Source organism: Streptomyces sp. NK08204 (assembly GCF_020400585.1).
Lineage (GTDB): Bacteria > Actinomycetota > Actinomycetes > Streptomycetales > Streptomycetaceae > Streptomyces.
In genome coordinates this window covers 234,901-253,508 of record NZ_JAINVF010000003.1, presented here as the reverse complement: position 1 = coordinate 253,508, position 18,608 = coordinate 234,901, and the positions used below count along the sequence as shown (strand labels likewise).

18 protein-coding genes are annotated in these 18,608 nt (G+C 72.9%); 5 read left to right on the top strand and 13 right to left on the bottom strand.

Features of this window, described 5'->3' with window-relative positions; genetic code table 11:
- Nucleotides 1-85: 85 nt before the first annotated feature.
- The 3 genes from K7G59_RS06930 to K7G59_RS06920 are packed head-to-tail and all read right to left on the bottom strand — an operon-like array spanning nucleotide 86 to nucleotide 2,748.
- Nucleotides 86-763: a response regulator transcription factor gene (locus tag K7G59_RS06930; RefSeq protein ID WP_225831172.1), complete on the bottom strand. Its 678-nt coding sequence runs from the start codon at nucleotides 761-763 to the stop codon at nucleotides 86-88.
- Nucleotides 760-1,986 carry a MacS family sensor histidine kinase gene (gene macS, locus K7G59_RS06925; RefSeq protein ID WP_225831171.1) on the bottom strand — a complete coding sequence of 409 codons (1,227 nt, stop codon included), beginning with the start codon at nucleotides 1,984-1,986 and terminating at the stop codon, nucleotides 760-762. Before macS ends, K7G59_RS06930 begins: the two co-directional genes overlap by 4 nt.
- 30 nt (nucleotides 1,987-2,016) lie before the next feature.
- Nucleotides 2,017-2,748 carry a 1-acyl-sn-glycerol-3-phosphate acyltransferase gene (locus K7G59_RS06920; RefSeq protein WP_225831519.1) on the bottom strand — a complete coding sequence of 244 codons (732 nt, stop codon included), beginning with the start codon at nucleotides 2,746-2,748 and terminating at the stop codon, nucleotides 2,017-2,019.
- 117 nt (nucleotides 2,749-2,865) lie between these two features.
- On the opposite strand from K7G59_RS06920, the gene K7G59_RS06915 reads away from it, so the two are divergent.
- Nucleotides 2,866-3,651: a carboxylesterase gene (locus K7G59_RS06915; RefSeq protein WP_225831170.1), complete on the top strand. Its 786-nt coding sequence runs from the start codon at nucleotides 2,866-2,868 to the stop codon at nucleotides 3,649-3,651.
- Nucleotides 3,644-4,219 carry a hypothetical protein gene (locus K7G59_RS06910; protein WP_225831169.1) on the top strand — a complete coding sequence of 192 codons (576 nt, stop codon included), beginning with the start codon at nucleotides 3,644-3,646 and terminating at the stop codon, nucleotides 4,217-4,219. The genes K7G59_RS06915 and K7G59_RS06910 overlap by 8 nt, the downstream gene beginning before the upstream one ends.
- 9 nt (nucleotides 4,220-4,228) lie before the next feature.
- On the opposite strand, the gene K7G59_RS06905 is transcribed toward K7G59_RS06910, so the two are convergent.
- The 6 genes from K7G59_RS06905 to K7G59_RS06880 form a co-directional block, all read right to left on the bottom strand.
- Nucleotides 4,229-4,972 (bottom strand): endonuclease/exonuclease/phosphatase family protein, encoded by a 744-nt coding sequence (locus K7G59_RS06905; protein ID WP_225831168.1) that lies wholly within the window; start codon nucleotides 4,970-4,972, stop codon nucleotides 4,229-4,231.
- A 69-nt stretch (nucleotides 4,973-5,041) separates the two neighbouring features.
- Nucleotides 5,042-5,995: an ROK family glucokinase gene (locus K7G59_RS06900; RefSeq protein WP_225831166.1), complete on the bottom strand. Its 954-nt coding sequence runs from the start codon at nucleotides 5,993-5,995 to the stop codon at nucleotides 5,042-5,044.
- A 66-nt stretch (nucleotides 5,996-6,061) separates the two neighbouring features.
- Nucleotides 6,062-6,586 (bottom strand): DUF5304 domain-containing protein, encoded by a 525-nt coding sequence (locus K7G59_RS06895; protein ID WP_225831164.1) that lies wholly within the window; start codon nucleotides 6,584-6,586, stop codon nucleotides 6,062-6,064.
- A 57-nt stretch (nucleotides 6,587-6,643) separates the two neighbouring features.
- Nucleotides 6,644-7,816: an ArsA family ATPase gene (locus K7G59_RS06890; protein ID WP_225831161.1), complete on the bottom strand. Its 1,173-nt coding sequence runs from the start codon at nucleotides 7,814-7,816 to the stop codon at nucleotides 6,644-6,646.
- Between the two features lie 32 nt (nucleotides 7,817-7,848).
- Entirely contained in the window at nucleotides 7,849-8,289 is a 441-nt protein-coding gene (locus K7G59_RS06885) for an SRPBCC family protein (protein WP_225831160.1), read from the bottom strand.
- Between the two features lie 98 nt (nucleotides 8,290-8,387).
- A complete protein-coding gene (locus tag K7G59_RS06880) occupies nucleotides 8,388-9,185 on the bottom strand; it encodes a metallophosphoesterase (RefSeq protein WP_225831158.1) in 798 nt (265 codons plus the stop codon).
- Between the two features lie 307 nt (nucleotides 9,186-9,492).
- On the opposite strand from K7G59_RS06880, the gene K7G59_RS06875 reads away from it, so the two are divergent.
- On the top strand, nucleotides 9,493-11,289 hold the full coding sequence (locus K7G59_RS06875; protein ID WP_225831156.1) for a long-chain fatty acid--CoA ligase: 1,797 nt from the start codon (nucleotides 9,493-9,495) through the stop codon (nucleotides 11,287-11,289).
- A 443-nt stretch (nucleotides 11,290-11,732) separates the two neighbouring features.
- Here the strand turns inward: K7G59_RS06875 and K7G59_RS06870 are convergent, their stop codons facing one another.
- Nucleotides 11,733-12,875 carry a glycosyltransferase family 4 protein gene (locus K7G59_RS06870; RefSeq protein ID WP_225831155.1) on the bottom strand — a complete coding sequence of 381 codons (1,143 nt, stop codon included), beginning with the start codon at nucleotides 12,873-12,875 and terminating at the stop codon, nucleotides 11,733-11,735.
- Nucleotides 12,876-13,157: 282 nt separating this feature from the next.
- Between K7G59_RS06870 and K7G59_RS06865 the strand changes: the two genes are divergently transcribed.
- Complete coding sequence (locus K7G59_RS06865; RefSeq protein ID WP_225831153.1) at nucleotides 13,158-14,390, top strand: glycosyltransferase 87 family protein; 1,233 nt, start codon at nucleotides 13,158-13,160, stop codon at nucleotides 14,388-14,390.
- On the opposite strand, the gene K7G59_RS06860 is transcribed toward K7G59_RS06865, so the two are convergent.
- Nucleotides 14,354-15,673: an MATE family efflux transporter gene (locus K7G59_RS06860; protein ID WP_225831151.1), complete on the bottom strand. Its 1,320-nt coding sequence runs from the start codon at nucleotides 15,671-15,673 to the stop codon at nucleotides 14,354-14,356. The genes K7G59_RS06865 and K7G59_RS06860 overlap by 37 nt on opposite strands.
- A gap of 89 nt (nucleotides 15,674-15,762) precedes the next feature.
- Here K7G59_RS06860 and K7G59_RS06855 point away from each other — a divergent pair, with 89 nt between their 5' ends.
- Nucleotides 15,763-16,296 carry a PadR family transcriptional regulator gene (locus tag K7G59_RS06855; RefSeq protein ID WP_225831149.1) on the top strand — a complete coding sequence of 178 codons (534 nt, stop codon included), beginning with the start codon at nucleotides 15,763-15,765 and terminating at the stop codon, nucleotides 16,294-16,296.
- On the opposite strand, the gene K7G59_RS06850 is transcribed toward K7G59_RS06855, so the two are convergent.
- Complete coding sequence (locus K7G59_RS06850) at nucleotides 16,277-17,479, bottom strand: hypothetical protein (protein WP_225831147.1); 1,203 nt, start codon at nucleotides 17,477-17,479, stop codon at nucleotides 16,277-16,279. The genes K7G59_RS06855 and K7G59_RS06850 overlap by 20 nt on opposite strands.
- 29 nt (nucleotides 17,480-17,508) lie before the next feature.
- A complete protein-coding gene (locus K7G59_RS06845) occupies nucleotides 17,509-18,546 on the bottom strand; it encodes an NlpC/P60 family protein (RefSeq protein WP_225831145.1) in 1,038 nt (345 codons plus the stop codon).
- Between the last annotated feature and the right edge of the window lie 62 nt (nucleotides 18,547-18,608).

Sequence of the window (18,608 nt, the reverse complement as noted above, 5' to 3'; positions counted from 1 at the left end):
CTGACGGAGAGTCACGCTAGTGGTGCTCTGCGTCACACAGTGAGAGGCGGGCAGGGCAATTCCGGTGAAATGCGAAGCGGTTGGTTTACTCGTCGTCGAGCCCGCGCTCGATGGCGTACCGCACCAGCTCCACCCTGTTGTGCAACTGCAGCTTGCCGAGGGTGTTCTGGACGTGGTTCTGGACCGTGCGGTGGGAGATGACGAGGCGTTCGGCGATCTGCTTGTAGCTCAGGCCCTTGGCGACCAGGCGCAGCACCTCCGTCTCGCGGTCCGTCAGCCGCGGTGCCCCCGGCTCGTCGGTGTCGGGGGCGGGTGCGGGTTCGCTGGCCAGGCGGCGGTACTCGCCGAGGACCAGACCGGCCAGGCCCGGGGTGAACACCGGGTCGCCGACGGCGGTACGGCGCACCGCGTCCAGCAGTTCCCCGGTCGAGGCCGACTTCAGCAGGTAGCCGGTCGCGCCGGACTTCACCGCCTCCAGGACGTCGGCGTGCTCGCCGCTCGCGGACAGCACGAGGACGCGCAGCGCGGGGTTGTGGGCGACCAGTTCCTTGCACACCTGGACGCCGGGCTTGACGGGCAGGTTGAGGTCCAGCACGAGGACGTCGGGTCCGGCGGCCTTGGCGCGGCGCACCGCTTGCTCACCGTCGCCGGCGGTGGCGACCACCTCGAAGCCGGACTCGGACAGGTCCCGGGCGACCGCGTCGCGCCACATGGGGTGGTCGTCCACCACCATGACCTTGATCGGGTCCTGCTGCTCGCTCATCGCTTCTGTGCCCTCCCCCGCGCCCGTGCGGCGCCCTTGGGTACCTTCAACTCGACTTCCGTGCCCTGCCCGGGGACCGAGATCAGCTCGGCGCTGCCGCCCAGGTCGCGCAGCCGCCCCCGGATCGACTGGGCCACCCCGAGCCGGCCCTCGCCCTCGGCCTGGGCGAGCCGGCCCTCGGGGATGCCGGGGCCGTCGTCCCGGACGGTGACCACGATCTCGTCGGGCTCGTCCTCGACCAGGATCCAGGCGCGGGCCTCCTGCCCCGCGTGCCGGCCCACGTTGTCCAGGGCGGCCCCGACCGCCGCGGCCAGCTCCCGGGCGGCGGCCCGTGGCAGCGGCACCGGCGCGCCGGGCTCGGCCAGGCTCACCCGGGCGCCCGCGTACGGGGCGAGCAGGGAGCGCAGGTCGAGCGGGCCGTCGTCGTCCGGCTCCTCGACCGCGCGGACGGCCGCGCCGGTCCCGGCGTCGTCCTGCGACACCCGGGGGACCGGCACCAGGGCGCCGGTGACCAGCGTGCGCAGCGCCACCTCCTGTTCGCCGGCCAGCCGGCCCAGTTCGGCCGCCTCCCCGCCGAGGGCCGTGCCGCGGCGTTTCACCATCGCCAGCACCTGCAGCACGCTGTCGTGGATGTCCCGGGCCAGCCGCTCCCGCTCCCGGGTCGCGGCCTCGATCTCCAGGGCGCGCGCGAGGGTGCGCTCGGAGGCGCGGGCGACCTCCACGACGTAGCCGATGGCGAGGGAGGCGATCCACACCAGCAGGACGGCGTGCACGGTCTCGCGGCTCGGGGTGCCGCGCTGGACGACGTTGGCGATGGCGACCGGCGTCGAGGCGAGCGCCGCCCAGCGCCAGCCGCCCTTGAGCGCGAAGGCGAGGACCGAGCCGGCCGTCCAGATCGACGGCAGTGTCGGGCCGCCCGCCACGATGCGCGCGTGGGAGGCGGCGGCCGGGGTGAGGAGGATGCCGGTGAGCGCGACGATCAGGTCGGCGGCGAGGAAGCGCCGGGTGCAGTGCGCGGCGCTCGTGACCCTGGGCAGCGTGGCCAGGGTCCAGACGACCAGGACCGCGTAGTAGCCGACGGCGATCCAGGGGCGTACGAACATCTCGTACGCGGAGGCGAAGAGGCCGACGGCGTACAGCATCGTCAGCACGCGGTACCCGGCGAGCGCACGCCACAGGGGCTGCTCGACGGACATCCTCGTCACGCGCTCGCGCCTGGTCACCGCACCCCCCCGTTCCCCCGGACTCCCCCGCTAGCCCTCGGCCTTCCTCGCCGCCTCCTTGGCGGTCTTCTCCGCCTCCCGGGCAGCCTTCGCCGCCTCCGCGATCTGCCGCTTGGCGGCGGTCGCGTAGATGTCGACGTATTCCTGGCCGGAGAGCTTCATGATCTCGTACATGACCTCGTCGGTCACCGCGCGCAGCACGAACCGGTCGTGCTCCATGCCCTGGTAGCGGGTGAAGTCCAGCGGCTTGCCGATGCGGATGCCGGGCCGCATCAGCTTCGGCACGACCTTGCCGGGCGGCTGGATCTTCTCGGTGTCGATCATGGCCACGGGGATGACCGGTGCGCCGGTGGCGAGCGCCACGCGCGCGAGACCGCCGGGCTTGCCCCGGTACAGGCGGCCGTCGGGCGAGCGGGTGCCCTCGGGGTAGATCCCGAACAGCTCGCCGCGCTCCAGCACCTCTATGCCGCTCCTGATCGCCGCCTCGCCGGCGCCGCGCGCCCCGGAGCGGTCCACCGGGAGCTGTCCGACGCCCTTGAAGAAGGCGGCGGTCAGGCGGCCCTTGACGCCCGGGGTGGTGAAGTACTCGGCCTTCGCGATGAAGGTGACCTTGCGGTCGAGGACCGCGGGCAGGAAGAAGGAGTCCGAGAACGACAGGTGATTGCTCGCCAGGATGGCGGGGCCCTCGGCCGGTATGTTCTCCAGGCCCTCCACCCAGGGTCTGAAGGCAACCTTCAGCGGCCCTCCGATGGCGACCTTCATCGTGCCGTACAACACCCGTATGCCTCCTGTTTCCGTCGCTCAGACCATAACCCGGCGCACCGACAAAGGACCCGACGACCCTGGTCGGTGTCGGTGCGGTCGCGTACGGTGAAGCACATGCCACTTCTCCCCGGAGCCGAGCCGTACCGCCATGAGGGCGGAGAGGCGGGGATCCTCCTCTGTCACGGCTTCACCGGCTCGCCCCAGTCGCTGCGCCCCTGGGCGGAGCACCACGCGGCCCGCGGCCTGACCGTGTCGCTGCCCCTGCTGCCCGGGCACGGCACCCGCTGGCAGGACATGCAGGTCACCGGCTGGCAGGACTGGTACGCGGAAGTGGACCGCGAGCTGCGCCTGCTGGGCGAGCGCTGTTCCCACGTGTTCGTCGCGGGCCTGTCGATGGGCGGCGCGCTCGCCCTCCGGCTGGCGGCCCGGCACGGCGAGCGGGTCAGCGGTGTGGTGGTCGTCAACCCGGCGAACCGGGTGCACGGCCTGTCGGCGTACGCCCTTCCGGTGGCCCGGCACCTGGTGCGCACGACGACGGGCATCGCCAGTGACATCGCCAAGGCGGGCGCGGCGGAGCTGGGTTACGACCGGGTGCCGCTGCACGCGGCACACTCCCTGCGGCAGTTCCTGCGCCGCCTTGACGGCGAGCTGCCCCAGGTCACCCAGCCGCTGCTGGTGCTGCGCAGCGCCCAGGACCACGTCGTCCCGCCGGCCGACCCGATCCGCGTGCTGAGCCGGGTGTCGTCCATGGACGTGACGGAGATCGTGCTGGAACAGAGCTACCACGTGGCGACGTTGGACCACGATGCGGACCGGATCTTCGAGGAGAGCCTCACCTTCGTCGCCCGGCTCGCACCTGGTGTCGGCAAGGCCAAGGAAGGGACGGCCGCAGGTGGCTGAGCACGAGTCCGACCGCGGGGACCGCGAGCCGGACGAGCAGGGGGCGCCCTTCGACGAGGAGGCCGCGTGGCGGGCCATCGTCGCCGGGTACGGCGAGGAGCCGCCGGACCCGCCGGGTGCCAGGCCGTTCAGGCCGGTCGAGGATCTGGCGCTGCTGGAGAAGTACCCTGCCGACTCCGCTGACTCCGACGAATCCGCCGACTCCGCGGAGGAGTCGCCCGCCCGGCCGCTGGGCAGCTCGGTGTCGTTCGCACCCGGTGTCGGACCGCGCGACTTCACGGTGGCCGAGCCGTCCGAGGACGACTTCGACGAGGACGACGAGGGGCATTTCGTACCGCCCGAGCCGCCGCCGCTGCCGACCGCCGACACCACCGCCAGGTTCGCCTGGCTGGGTGTCGTCGGCGGGCCCGTGCTGCTCCTGCTGGCCGTGCTGCTCGGCTGGGAGATGAGCTGGTGGCTGGCGACCCTCGGCATCGGCGGCTTCGTCGGCGGCTTCGTGACGCTGGTGGCGCGGATGCGGACGGACGACGACGAGAACGACGATCCGGGGCGGGGTGCGGTGGTCTGAGAGCCGGTTCTAGGCGGCCGGGATTCTGAGGGCGGCCAGGACCGGGAGGTGGTCCGTGGCCGCCCTCAGATCTGTCCGTGTGACGCCGGGCAGGTCGAGGGGGACACCGCAGCCGAGCACCTCGATGCCCTTCGTGGCGAAGATCGCGTCGATACGGCTGTGGGGGGCGGTCCGGACCCAGGTGTTCTCGCCGCCCCAGGGGGCCGTGGCCCGGCAGTCCTGGAGGTGTGCGGCGACGCGGCGGAAGGTACGGCCGTCGGGGCCCTCGTTGAGATCGCCGCCCGCGACGGCGTGGTCCACGCCCATTCCGGCGAGCCGGTCGAGGAGCATGCCGCCCTGCTCGTACCGCTCGTTCCGGTCGAGGCTGAGGTGACAGCTGAGGACGCCGAGGCGGGCGCCGCCGATCCGCACGACGGCCGTGGCGAAGCCGCGGCGGTGCAGACCGGGGGTGAGCGGGAGGAGGACGTCCTGCGTGCGCTCGACGGTGGTGCGGAGGTTGCACAGGACCGCCGGTCCCGCGGCGGTGCCTCCGCCGGTGAGGACGAGCAGGTCACAGGAGGCTGCGAGGTGGGCCAGTTTCTTGCGCCAGCGGAAGAAGCGGGGGGCCTCCTGGACGAGTACCAGGTCGGGGGCGCAGGCGGTGATGATCCGGGCGAGGGCATGCGTGTCGTCGCGCATCGAGCGGATGTTGTAGCTCAGGACGCGGACGACGGCGGAACCGTCGGGTTGCGTGGCGGAGTCGGGCAGCGGCATGACGGTCAAGATACGACGGTGCCCGCCGTCCCGGGACCGGACGCGGCGGGCACCGTCACAGCCAACGCGCTACATGATCGGGTCGGGTTCCCGGGCCAGGTCGGCCGCGCCGACGAGGCCCGCCTTGTTGCCCAGCCGGGCCGCGATCACGTCGGCCACCGGGCGCCAGTTGCCGCCGACGAGCCAGCGCTTGTACGACTTGCGGATCGGGTCGAGGACCAGTTCGCCCTCGTCGGAGAGGCCGCCGCCGACGATGAACGCGGACGGGTCGAAGAGGGAGGCCAGGTCGGCCAGGCCCGCACCGGCCCAGCGGGCCAGCTCACGGTAGGAGTCCACGGCGACCGGGTCGCCCTGGCGGGCGGCCATGGAGATGTGCTTGCCCTCGATACCGTCCGGGGTGCCGTCGCCCAGGGCGAGCAGCAGTTCCGCGTTCTCGGGGGTGGCGTTGGCGCGCTGCTTGGCGTAGCGGACGAGAGCGCGGCCGGAGGCGTACTGCTCCCAGCAGCCCTGGGAGCCGCAACCGCACAGCAGACCGTCCGGGACCATGCGGATGTGCCCGAACTCGGCGGCCACGCCGAAGTGGCCGCGGCGCAGCTTGTTGCCGATGATGATGCCGCCGCCGAGGCCGGTGCCGAGGGTGATGCAGATGACGTTGCGGTGGCCCTTGCCGGCGCCGAACTTGTACTCGCCCCAGGCGGCTGCGTTGGCGTCGTTCTCGACCACGACCGGCAGGCCCACGCGGGCCTCGACCTTCTCCTTGAGCGGCTCCTGGCGCCAGTCGATGTTGGGTGCGAAGTAGACGGTGGAGCGCTGCCGGTTGACGTAACCGGCCGCACCGATGCCCACACCGACGATCTCGTGCCCGGCGCGCGCGCCCTCCACCGCCGAGGCGATGGCGTCCACGATGGCCTCGGGTGTGGTGGGGGTCGGCACCTTGAAGGTCGAGAGGATGTTGCCGTCCTCGTCGACCACGCCGGCCGCGATCTTGGTGCCGCCGATGTCGACGCCGATGGTGAGTCCCATGAATCCCTCAGTTCGGTCGAGCCCCGCTACCGCCAACCGTACCCGAGGCCCTGGCGTGAAAGGGTTTCAGTCCAAGTCGATGCGTTGCCCCGGACCACTGTCCTCGCCGGGGTCGCGACCCTCGCTCCGGTCGTCCGTCGGGCCCGCCGTGCCGGCGGTCCAGCGCTGCTCCTGGCCCTGGACGGCGGAGCGGTAGGCGGCGAGCAGCTCGGTGCCGGCCGTGGCCAGATGGTCGAAGACGTCCGGGTTGCGCTCTATGACGGGCTCCACGGCTGCCTTGGCCTGCTGGACGACCTGCCGCACCGCCTGCTGGGCGACGGGTCCGGCGAGGGCCGCGAGGAACGGGGACTGCAGGCTGGACAGCTTGTCGGCCACCGTGTCCACGAGTTTCTTCAGCTCCTCGGCGGCTGAGCCGGGGGGTGGCCCCTGCTCGGCGCGGCGGCGGGCCTTCTCGGCGGCGAGGTCCTCGGCGCAGGCCGTGGCCCAGGCGTCGGCGTCGGTCGCCCTCCCCCAGGCTTCCGACTGCGCTCCAGCAGGGGGAACCCCCATCTGCTCTTCGAAGGGGTCGGGTGCGGGACGCTCTTCGCTCATGGCGGACTCCTGACTACGGTTCGCACCTTCGACGTTACCCGAACGGGCGTACGCGCTTCACCGTCCGGACCCGGGCCACAGGTCGGGATCCGGCGCGAACCGGATGCTCAGTACGCCCTCGCGGAGGGCGGCTCCGGCGACCGTGCAGCGGCGCAGCGCCGACGGCAGCCCGACGATGCGGCGGAAGGGGCCGGCGGTGATCACGAGTTCGTCGCCGCGCCGGACGAGGTCGAGTTCGTCGCGTACCGCGCCGGACAGCGGGATGTTCCAGACCAGCACGCCGTCCTCGGCGATCCGGTCGGTGACGGGCCACTCGACCGGGGCGGGCACGGAGTTGACGCCGGGCACGCAGAGCGCGCCGAGGTCGTCGGTGCCGTGCGGGTCGCGGCCCAGGTGGGGGACGGCGTGGACGTCGTACGTCTGCTGCCAGTCGGCGATCGCCTTGCGCTGCTGGGCCAGGAGTCCGGCGAGCCAGGTGTCCGGGACGCTGTCGGGCAGGACGCGGTTGGCGAGCAGGGCTTCGACGGGCAGGGCGCGCAGGGCGAGGCCGAGGGCGGCGTCGCGGACGGCGTCGGTGCCGGCCGGGCCGGGGTCGGCGACGAGCCGTACGACGGTGTCCGGGTCGGTGAGGACGGCCTGCACGGCGGCCAGTTCGAGGTCCCAGCGGGCCGCCGTCTCGTACAGCCACTCGGCGGGCATGGGCACGCCGGCCAGCCGGCCGAGGACGGGGCGCAGGGCGCGGGCCGCCTGCCGCTCGGGCGGGAGCAGGCGGCGCAGATAGCGGCGCAGCTCCTCGGGGAGGGCGAGCAGGGGGAGGGCCTGCGGGAGGGGCGGGAGATCGACGACGAGGAGGTCGTAGCGCTCGCAGAGGGCGGCGTCGCGCAGGGCGCGCAGGAAGGACAGCTCCTCGGCGCCGGGCAGCGGGGTGACCTCCTCGGCGTCCAGGCGGGCCGCGCCGAGCAGGTCGAGGACGCCCGCGGCGCGGGTCTGGAAGGCGGTGAGATCCTCGCGGAACCGGTCGGCCGCGTCCGGGCGCCAGGCGGTGAGGTGCGGGGTGATCTCGGTGGGGGTCGCTCCTGTCCCGGTGCCCAGCGCTGCCCCCAGCGTGTCGGTGCGGTCGGCACTCAGGACGAGGGTGCGGGTGCCCTCACGGGCGGCGTGCAGCGCGGTGGCGGCGGCCAGCGTCGTACGTCCGCTGCCGCCGGGGCCGGTGATCAGGATGGTGCGCATGAGGGTGAACGGTAATACCCGCGCGGCAGACCCTAGCGGCCCGACTCGACCCGCTTCTTCAGACCCGCCAGCGCCCGGTCGATGATGACCTTCTCCGCCTTGCGCTTGATCATGCCGAGCATCGGGATCTTGACGTCGACGGTGAGCTGGTAGGTGACCTCGGTCGCGCCCGTGCCCGCCGGCTTCAGGAGATAGGAGCCGTCCAGGGAACGCAGCATCTGGGACTTCACCAGGGTCCAGGAGACCTCGTCCTCGCCGGTCCAGGTGTAGGCGAGGGTCTGGTCGTCCTTGATGGCACCGGCGTCCATGACGAGGCGGACCTGTTCGGCGCGGCCCTGCCCGTCGGTGGCGAGGACCTCCGCCTCCTTCACCTCGCCGGTCCAGTCCGGGTAGCGGGCGAAGTCGGCGATCACCGCCATGACGTCGGCCGGAGCCGCCTCGATCGTGATGCTCGAACTGGTGTGTTCCGCCATCGCCGTGGCTCCTCCAGACGCGGACCCGATATCTGTGCAGCGTGAAGGCTACCGCGCCCCCGACCTGCCGCCTTCACCGCGTCTGTGTCGGCGCTGCGTCACCATTCCAGTGCCCAGGGCCGCCCCGTCCCCGCGAAGTGCCCCACGTTCACGCACTCGGTCGCGCCGATCCGCATCCGCCGGGCGAGCGGCTGGTGGACGTGGCCGAAGAGGGAGTAGCGGGGGCGCGTGCGGCGGATCGCGGCCAGCAGGGCGCGGCTGCCGCGCTCGAAGCGGCGCGCGACGGTGTCGTAGACCAGCTCGGGGACCTCTGGCGGGATGTGTGTGCACAGCACGTCGACCTCGCCGACCGCCTCGATCTTCGCCGCGTACTCCTCGTCGTCGATCTCGTACGGCGTCCGCATCGGGGTGCGCAGTCCGCCGCCGATGAAGCCGAAGGTCCAGCCGCCGATCTCGATCCGCTCGCCGTCCAGGACGGTGGTGCCGGGGCCGGCGTACTCGCGCCACAGGGGCGGCATGTCGACATTGCCGTAGGTGGCGTACGTCGGGGTCGGGAACGCGGCGAACATCTCGGTGTACTGCTTGCGCACCGCCTTCTCGATGACGGCGGCCCGGTCAGCCCCGATACCCGCCCACAGCCGGGCGCCGAACTCGCGGGCCTCCTCGAAGCGCCGGGCGGTGCGCAGCTGGACGATGCGGTCGGCGTTCTCCTTGCCGAACAGGTCGGGGAAGATCCCGCGGGAGTGGTCGGCGTAGTCCAGGTAGAGGACGAGGTCGCCGAGGCAGATCAGTGCGTCGGCGCCGTCGCCGGCGCGGGCCAGGTCGCGGGCGTTGCCGTGCACGTCGCTGACCACGTGGACGCGGGTCCTTCGGTTCCCGGAGCGTGTGGATGCCATGGCGATCAAGCGTAGGCGTGTGCGAGATGCATGAACAGTGGCGCTCCTGGCTGCGTTACTCGCCGGTCCGGAAAGGCGTGGACTACTGTGCGCTGAAGAACGCCATGCCGTGTGTGACGCAGCGAACATCTCGCCGGGACCCCCTGTCGGGAAAGCCATACCGACCGGTAACGTCCGGGCCGTCCAGTCGTGCTCTGGTTTTCAACATGTTCATCGCATGTGAGTCCAGGAGCACCGCCCGAGCCTTGGACCGCACCGTCGCATCACACAGTGTCGTGGCGTCGGCGCCCTGTGAGGAGCAGCAGTCTTGCGCGAGTTCAGCCTTCCCGCTTTGTACGAGGTCCCTGCGGACGGCAACCTGACCGACATCGTCCGCAGAAACGCCGCGCAGCATCCCGACGTCGCCGTCATCGCCCGTAAGGCGGGCGGCACCTGGCAGGACGTGACGGCGCGCGAGTTCCTGGCCGAGGTGCACACCGCCGCCAAGGGTCTGATCGCGGCCGGAGTGCAGCCGGGCGACCGGGTGGGCCTGATGTCGCGCACCCGCTACGAGTGGACTCTGCTGGACTTCGCGATCTGGAGCGCGGGCGCGGTCACCGTGCCGGTGTACGAGACCAGCTCGCCGGAGCAGGTGCAGTGGATCCTGTCCGACTCGGGGGCCACGGCCTGCATCGTGGAGCTGGACACGCACGCGGCGGCCGTGGAGTCGGTTCGGGAGACGCTGCCCGCCCTCAAGCACGTCTGGCAGATCGAGGCCGGGGGCGTGGCGGAGCTGGGGCGGCTCGGGCAGGACGTCTCCGAGGCGACCGTCGAGGAGCGCAGTTCGATCGCCAGGGCCGACGACCCGGCGACCATCGTCTACACGAGCGGCACGACCGGGCGCCCGAAGGGCTGTGTGCTCACCCACCGCAGCTTCTTCGCCGAGTGCGGGAACGTCGTGGAGCGGCTGCGTCCGCTGTTCCGCACCGGCGAGTGCTCGGTGCTGCTCTTCCTGCCGCTCGCGCATGTCTTCGGGCGGCTGGTGCAGGTCGCGCCGATGATGGCGCCGATCAAGCTCGGCTGCGTCCCGGACATCAAGAACCTCACCGACGAGCTGGCCGCCTTCCGGCCGACGCTGATCCTCGGTGTCCCGCGCGTCTTCGAGAAGGTCTACAACTCGGCCCGCGCGAAGGCGCAGGCGGACGGCAAGGGCGCGGTCTTCGACAGGGCCGCGGACACCGCGATCGCCTACAGCAGGGCGCTGGACACCCCGGCGGGCCCGTCCATCGGCCTGAAGATCAAGCACAAGGTGTTCGACAAGCTGGTCTTCAGCAAGCTGCGCGCGGTCCTCGGCGGCCGGGGCGAGTACGCCATCTCCGGCGGCGCCCCGCTGGGCGAGCGGCTCGGCCACTTCTTCCGGGGCATCGGCTTCACGGTGCTGGAGGGCTACGGCCTGACCGAGTCCTGCGCGGCGACCGCGTTCAACCCGTGGGACCGGCAGAAGATCGGCACGGTCGGCCAGCCGCTGCCCGGCTCGGTGGTGCGGATAGCGGACGACGGCGAGGTGCTGCTGCACGGTGAGCACCTGTTCAAGGAGTACTGGAACAACCCCGGTGCGACGGCGGAGGCGCTGGCCGACGGCTGGTTCCACACCGGTGACATCGGCACCCTCGACGAGGACGGCTATCTGCGGATCACCGGCCGGAAGAAGGAGATCATCGTCACCGCGGGCGGCAAGAACGTGGCCCCGGCGGTGATCGAGGACCGGATCCGGGCGCACGCGCTGGTCGCGGAGTGCATGGTGGTGGGCGACGGGCGGCCGTTCGTGGGCGCGCTGGTCACCCTCGACGAGGAGTTCCTGGGCCGTTGGGCGGCCGAGCACGGCAAGCCGGCGGGCTCCACCGCGGCGTCGCTGCGCGAGGACCCGGATCTGCTCGCGGCGGTCCAGGCGGCCGTCGACGACGGCAACGCCGCGGTGTCGAAGGCGGAATCGGTGCGGAAGTTCCGCGTCCTGCCCTCCCAGTTCACGGAGGATTCGGGTCACCTCACCCCGTCGCTGAAGCTCAAGCGGAACGTGGTGGCGAAGGACTACGCGGACGAGATCGAGGCGATCTACGCGAAGTAGTCACCCCTCGCACGTGCTCATGGCGCGGTGTCCTCCACGAGGACACCGCGCCCTCGTGCGTTCGGCGAGCACGATCGGACCGGGCACGGGGGAGCCGTCGGTGACGTACCGCCGCGCGCGTCCCCGCACACGGCTGCGCTCGTCGGTCGCCCGACCCGGTACGCGGTCGCCGAGCGGCTGAAGCCGAGAACATGACGCACCGTCAGTTGACGCCGCGTCAGCCCGCTTCCCTGTACGCGCGGCACCGCCGGATCATCTCCTTCCGGCTAGGGCGTGCTTCGAAAGTCCCGCCTGGCTCGCGACGCCTGGCACGGCACCTCGCCGCGTTGTCGGGATCGTCCGCGTACGCCCAGTACGCGGACGACCCTCCGCCTTGCGATGCACCGCACCAGACGCCGCGGGCCCCGCCCTTCGGGCGGACGACGCTACTTTCGAAATACGCCCTAGAGCAGCTCCTTCAACTTCTCCGCCAAGAGGTCCCAGCGCCACTTCTCCTCCACCCACTGCCTGCCCCGCTCCCCCATCCGGCGCCGCAGCTCCTGGTCCCTGAGAAGGACGACGACCCGGTCGGCGGTGTCCTCGACGCGGTCGCCCCGCACGACCCAGCCGGTCTCGCCGTCCAGCACCGCGTCGGGCGCGCCGCCGGAGTCGCCCGCGACGACCGGCAGCCCGGTGGCGGAGGCCTCCAGGTAGACGATGCCGAGGCCCTCGACGTCGAGGCCCCCGCGCCGGGTGCGGCACGGCATGGCGAAGACGTCGCCGGCGCCGTAGTGCGCGGGCAGCTCCGCCCAGGGCACGGCGCCGGTGAAGCGGACCGAGCCCGCCACGCCCGTCTCACGGGCCAGCCGGCGCAGGTCCCGCTCGTACGGCCCGCCGCCGACGACGAGCAGCACGGTGTCCGGCTCGGCGGCGAGGATGCGGGGCATGGCCCGGATGAGGGTGTCCTGCCCCTTGCGCGGGACGAGACGCGAGACGCACACCACGACCGGCCGGTCGGTGAGGCCGAGTCGTGCGCGCACCTCCTCGCCGCCGGAGCCGGGGTGGAAGGTCTTCTCGTCGACGCCGGGCGGCAGCTGCACCATCCGGCCGGCCGCCCGCGAGGTGAGCGCGGTGGCGATGCGGGAGCGGGTGTACTCGCCCAGATAGGTGATCGTGTCCGTCGACTCCCCTATCCGGCGCAGCAGTCGGCGTGCCGCGGGCAGCTGGGCCCAGCCGGCCTCGTGCCCGTGGGTGGTCGCCACGAGCCGCTTCGCCCCGGCCGCCCGCAGCGCGGGGGCCATGAGACCGAGCGGCGCGGCGGCTCCGAACCACACCGAGGTGCAGCCGTGCTCGCGCAGCAGTCCGACCGCCCGCCGGGTGGCCTGCGGGGTGGGCAGCAGCATGGTCGTGCGGTCGCGTACGACGGTGAAGGGCTGCTCGGCGTCGAAGGCGGCCGTGGCCTCGACTCCCTCCCGGCTCCGCTTCCAGGTGGAGGCGTACACGACGAGCTGTCCGGGGTCCAGGCGGAGGGCCATGTTGTGCAGGAACGCCTGGATGCCGCCCGGCCGGGGCGGGAAGTCGTTGGTGACGATGAGGGTCTTGTGCATCGCCGCCGACCCTACCCAATCGCCGCCCGGCCGCCATGGGCCGCCGGGTCCGCGGCATGCGCTTGCCCGACGCGGCGCCGAGCACGCGCAGACGCTGCCGAGCCTGCAACATACGCCCTGACCTGCAACATACGCCCTGACCTGCGGCATTCGCCCCGACCTGCCGTATGCGCCCCGGCCTGCGGCATACGCCGCCTGGACTGTGGCACGGGGGCTCATGGGCACGCCATCATGTTCCCGCGACGCGGAAATCGAAGCGGGAATCGAACGGCAGGGGATCACGTGGGGACGAGGGGTGCCGGGCGGTCCCTGGCAGGGCTGCTCGGGACCTGGGGCGTCACCCGAGCGGTGCTGCTGCTGTTCGTCTTCCGGGTGTACGTCTTCCCGGGTCCGGACGTCACCTCGGACGTGTCGGTGATCTACCAGGGCTGGTACGAGACGCTGCGCCACGGAACGTTCCCGCTGGACGACGTGACCTGGCAGTACCCGCCCGCCGCCGCCCTCGCGATCCTCTCCCCCGCCGCGCTGCCGTTCCTGTCCTACCCGCACGCCTTCTTCGTCCTGGCCTTCCTCGCCGACGCGGCCGTGCTCTGCCTGCTGGTCCGCGCGAGCACCCGGCCCGGCCGCTGCCCGCGCGGCACCTGGGTGTGGGTGGCGGGCCTGCCGCTGCTCGGCCCCACGGTCTACGCCCGCTACGACGTGATGGTGACCGCGCTCGCCGTGGCGGCGCTGCTCGCGGGCGCCCGCCGGCCGCGGGTACTGGGCGCGCTGGCCGGACTCGGGGCACTGCTGAAGGTGTGGCCGGCGCTGCTGCTGGCGGGTGCCCGGCCACGACGGGCGTGGGGGTCGGCGCTGGTCACGGCCGCCGGGTGCGCGGCCCTGTTCTCGGTGTCCATGCCGGGCGCGTTCGCCTTCCTCACCTTCCAGCGGGACCGGGGCACCGAGGTGGAGTCACTGGGCGCCCTGGTCTTCCACGTGGCCCGGCACTTCGGCTGGCGGGGCCAGGTGCTGCTCAACTACGGGTCGATCGAGTTCCTCGGCCCGCACGTCCACCTGGTCAGCTCCCTCGCGCTGGCGCTGACCGGGGTCGCGTTCGGCTGGCTGCTGCTGTGGCGGCTGCGCGCGACCCGGTTCACCGCGCAGTCCGTCGCGGACGCGGCGTTCACGGCGGTGCTGCTGTTCACGGTCACCAGCCGCGTGATCAGCCCGCAGTACCTGGTGTGGCTGATCGGCCTGGCCGCCGTCTGCCTGTGCTTCCGGGCGAGCGGTATGACCGCGCCCGCGCTCATGGTGGTCGTGGCGTCCTTCGTGACGGTCCTGGAGTTCCCGCTCGGCTTCTCGCACGTGGTGATGAGCGACGGGTACGGCGTCACACTGCTGTTCGTGCGCAACGGCCTGTTGCTCACCGCCGTGCTCACGGCCGCGCGCTCGCTGTGGCGCTCCACCGTCCCGCCCCTTGCGGCACTGCCGTCGCCCCGTCAGGCGGCCGGTACGAAGACCTCGGCCTCCTCCTGACGCCGGCCGCGGCGCACCAGCACCGCAACGGCCCCGCTCTGCACGGCCATCGCGAGGGCCATCGCCAGGCAGATGCCGGGCAGGCCGACGCCGGACAGGGCTCGGGCGAGGGCGAGCTGGACGGCGGTGCCGAGCAGGGTGACCCGCAGCAGCGCGGACGCGGACCCGCTGCCCTCGAAGACGCCGCCGAGCGCGATGAAGCACGCCATCAGCAGCAGGTAGGGGCCCACGCAGCGCAGGAACAGCACGCCCTGGTGGGCGACGGCGGGCCCGGCGCCGAAGGCGGCCATGATCCAGGGGGCGGTGGCGGCGGACAGGGCCGCCGCCGCGAGCCCCAGCGTCCCGGAGACCAGCACTGCCTGCCGTCCGATCTCCCGGCGCCGGTCGTGGCCCGCACCCCGGGTGTGCGCGGTGTGGATCGCGGCGGCCTGCCGTACCGAGTAGAAGGCCATGGTGGCGACGTACAGGACCTTGTAGGCGATCGCGTAGGCGGCCACCGCGGCCACCCCGAGCCGTGCCACGATCGCCACCAGCACCAGGGCGCCGCCCTGGCGCACGGTGAAGTCGGCGGACATGGGCAGCCCGGTGCGCAGCGTCCGGCGCAGGGCCGCGCCGACGGACTCCGCCGGCGCCGCGGCGGCGGCCCTGCGCAGCCAGGTGTTCCGGTTCAGCGCGCGCAGCCCCGCCACGAGGGCCGCGCCGCGGCACAGCACCGTGCAGGCGGCAGCGCCCCGGACGCCGCAGAGGTGGATCAGGACGGGGTCGCAGAGCAGGATCAGCCCGTTGGCCAGCAGGGCGAGCCGCATGGGAGTGCGGGTGTCGCCGGTGCCCTTGAGGATGCCGTCGACGAGCTGCTGGGCGAAGAAGACGGCCATGCCGGGCAGGGAGATCGCGAAGTAGGCGGTCGCCAGGTGGAGGGCCGTCGCGTCCTGGCCTCCGAGCACCAGGCGGGCCAGCGGCTCGCGCAGCAGCACCCCGGCGGCCACGACCGCCGGGGTGACCAGCGCGAACAGGGCCCGTCCCCCGCGTACGGCGGCCTGCACGGCACCGGGATCGCGGGCTCCCCGGGCGTGGGCGACCAGCACGGTCGTACCGGAGGCGAAGACGAGGGCGACGCCGAGCAGCACGTTCTCGGTGTTGGTCGCGACGGCCACGGCGGCGACGGCGGGAGCGCCGAGCCGGGAGACCCAGACGGTGTTGATGATGCCGGAGGCGACCGAGGCGAGGAGGGAGAGGTAGACGGGGTGGGCGAGCGAGAGCAGCTGTCGGCGGTGAGCGTTCACGGGAGACCCCCTGATGGCGAATACCTCGATTCGAGATAGCTCGATAAGAGCTATCATGGTGTTCCGCCCCCTGCCAAGGAGGAATTCGCGTGCTGGAGCTGTCGATCCTCGGTTTCCTCGCCGAGGAGCCGCTGCACGGGTACGAGCTGAAGGAGCGCATCAAGGCGCTCAGCGGTCATGTCCGCCCGGTCAGTGACGGCGCTCTGTACCCGGCCATCAACCGGCTCGTCGCCGCCGGGAAGCTCGACCAGCACACCGAGGAGGGGGCCGGCGCCGCCCCGCGCCGGGTGCTGTCGCTCACCGGGCAGGGCCGCGCGGAGCTGCTGGAGCGGCTGCGCCATCCCAAGCCGGCCGAGATCACCGACCAGGTCCGCTTCAACACGGTCCTCGCCTTCCTGCACCACCTGCCCGACCGCGCGGAACAGGCCACGGTGCTGCGCCGTCGGCTGGAGTTCCTGCAGACTCCGGCGAGCTTCTTCTACCGGGACGGCACGCCGGTGCGCGCGGAGGAGGCCGGGAACCTGTTCCGCGAGGGCATGCTGCGGGTGGCCCGCGCAACCGGGGAGGCCGAACGGGCCTGGCTGCGCGAGGCCATCGGCACGCTCAGCCGAGCTGAGTCCTGACGTACTCCCGCCACCGTGCGGCGAACACCCCCGGCGTGATGCCGAGCACCTTCTCCAGCGCCCCCGCGACCGCTCCCGCCCGCTCCTTGTGGCCGCCGACGGCCCGGTAGAAGGCGCCGAGCCGGGGCTCGCCCCACTGGTCGGCGATCATCCGGCAGGCCAGCCAGCCGCTCTCGTAGGCCTCGGCGAGCCGGGTCGGGTCGCCGCTGAAGCCGAAGTCCCGGTCGGGCGGGAGCGCCGAGGGGACATGGCCGTCCTCGACGGCGTGGGCGAGTTCCGGCGCGATGTCGGTGGGGGCGCGGGAGGTGTCCAGGTAGCCGATCCAGTCGGCGTACCCCTCGGAGAGCCACAGCGGTGTGGCGCCGGTGGTCTGTGCCCGGGTGGCCACATGGGTCGTCTCGTGGGTGATCACGACCTGTTTGCCGACGGCGCCGAGACCGCCGTACGCGTCCGGGTTGACGATCACCCGGTCCGCGGGGGCCGTTCCCGAGCCGCCCGCCTCACCGGTGGTGACCGCGGCGATGCCCCGGTAGTCGGCGGCGGGCGCGCCGAGCAGGCCCGCCATGCCCTGCAGCGACCGGGGCACGAGCAGGACGACCCGCCGGCTCCAGCCCTCGCCCCACCGGCGGGACACGGCCGGCACCGCACGGTCGGCGAGCCGCGCGTACCCGCGCAGGCGTGCGGCGGACTGCCCGGAACCGAGGACCAGGCTGTGCGCGCCCCGGACCGCGGTGACCGTGCCCTGGTCCCACAGCTGCTGCCCGGCCTTGGGCGCGGGCCGGTCCGCGGTGACGTACCACTTCCCGTCGACGGTGCGGCTCAGGGTGAGGGTGCGGCGGGTGCTGACCGGGACCCGGTCGTAGCCCGCGACGGAGAAGCGCAGTTCGGCCTCGGCGGTGGCGCCGGAGCCGGTGCCGTGCAGGCCGGTGACGCGGTAGCTCCAGGCGGACAGCGGGAGCGCGCGCAGCCGGGTGTACCCGGTCCGGGTGCCGGTCACGGCGTACGCCGCCTCGTCGTGGTGCAGCAGCGCGGCCGACCGGCGGTCCAGCACCCGCTGCACCTGTGCCCGCGCCGAACCGTCCGCCCGCTGCCCGCCGCATCCGGCAAGGGGCGGCACGAGCAGCAGACAGACCCCCGCCACCGCGGTGCGCCACGCCCGCCGCGCCCGTGTGCGAACAGCCATTTTCCGATCGTACGGCGCGCGGGCCCGGCTCAGGGACGGGTGACGGAGGAGATGGGCATCATCCCGACCGGGTCGTAGCGCACCGGGGCCCCCGGGTGGGGCGCGTGGATGACCTGGCCGTTGCCGACGTACATCGCCACATGGCTGGCGTCGGAGCGGTAGACCACCAGGTCACCGGGGCGGGCCTGGGAGAGCGGGATCTGGTGCCCGGCGTACCGCTGTTCCATCGAGGTGCGCGGCAGGTGGATGCCGGCGTGCGCGTACGACCACTGCATCAGGCCCGAGCAGTCGAAGGCGGAGGGGCCGCTCGCGCCCCACACATAGGGGCGGCCGAGGGCGGAGCGGGCGGCGGCGACCGCGGCGGCGGCGCGGGCATCGGGGGCTTCGGGGGCGACGGGGGTGTCGGGGGCGACGGCGCCGGTGAGGCCGGGCGGGCCACCGCGGCTGCCGCGGGAGGCGCGGTCCCAGGCGGCGCGGTCGGCGGCGGGCATGGCGTTGAGCAACTCCCGTGCCCTGGCGAGCTTCCGCTCCACCGTCCGCTTGTGCACGGCGACCGTCTTGCGGCTGCGCTCCAGTTCGGCGAGTTCCCCGGCGGCCTCGGCGCGTTCCTGGGCGAGTTCGCGCAGCGCGGACCGCAACTCCTTGAGGCGGGAGGCCTGGAGGGCGTCGACGTGGTCGAGGGTGGCTGCCTTCTCCAGGTAGTCGTCGGGGTCTGCGGACAGCAGCAGGGCGACGGCCGGATCGATGCCGCCGGAGCGGTACTGCGCACCGGCCAGCGAACCGAGCTGCTCCCGCATGGTGTTGACGCGCTGCTGCTGGCGGGCGAGGTGGTCCTGGGCGTCACGCACCCGGCGGCGCAGCGCGCCGGCCCGCTCGGCTTCCTTGTCGTACGCCTCGGTCGCCCGCTCGGCCTGCTCGTAGAGGCGGTCCACCTCGGCACGGGTGTTCCCGTGCGGCGCGGCGACGGCCGGTACGGCGCCGAGCGCGCCGGCGGCTGCCGTCAGCACGCAAAGAGTGACGGCGCCCCGGTCGAACCCGGAGGATGCAAGGCGGCGATGGGAGCCCACGGGAAGCCAACGTCCTTCCGCTGACGACAGGTACCGCTCCCCGGCGCCTGGGACTCACAGGC